The sequence below is a fragment of the Shewanella hafniensis genome (genome assembly GCF_019655335.1).
GTDB lineage: Bacteria > Pseudomonadota > Gammaproteobacteria > Enterobacterales > Shewanellaceae > Shewanella > Shewanella hafniensis.
In genome coordinates this window covers 1-482 of the sequence record NZ_BPFD01000223.1, presented here as the reverse complement: position 1 = coordinate 482, position 482 = coordinate 1, and the positions used below count along the sequence as shown (strand labels likewise).

Genomic DNA, 482 nt, shown 5'->3' with positions numbered 1-482 from the left:
AAAGAGAGGAGAAGGAAAAAGAGGAGGGGGAGAGGAGAAAAAAAAAAGGGAGAAAGAAGAAACGAAAGAAAGAGGAAAGAGGGGGAAAAGAAAAAAGGAGGGAAAAGGGGGGGAGGAGAAAAAAGAGGAGGAAGAAAAAAAAAGAAAAAAAGAGAAAAAAGAGAAGGGAAAAAGAGGAAAGAAAAGAAGGAAAAGAAAAGAAAGAAGAAAAAGGAGAAAAAAAAAGAAAGGGGGAAGAAAGAGGGAGAAAGGAGGGAAAGAAAAGGGAGAAGAAAGGGGAAAAGGAGGGGGGGAAGGGGAGAGGAAAGGGGAAAAGAGAGAGAAGGAAGAGGGGAAAAGGAAAGGGGGGAAAAAAGGGAAAGAAAGGAGGGGAGGGAGGAAAAAGAAAGGAAGGGGGCCGAAGGGAACAGGCCGGGGGGGGGTGGGCCAGGGGGAGGGGGAAGGCGAACAGGGGAAGAGGAAGGGAGAGAGGGAGAGAAGGA

1 protein-coding gene is annotated in these 482 nt (G+C 47.5%); it reads left to right on the top strand.

Annotated features, from left to right (window positions below; all coding sequences use genetic code 11):
* On the top strand, positions 1 to 482 hold a 482-nt coding region (locus tag K5Q99_RS23165; protein WP_220778141.1), incomplete at both ends, for a hypothetical protein.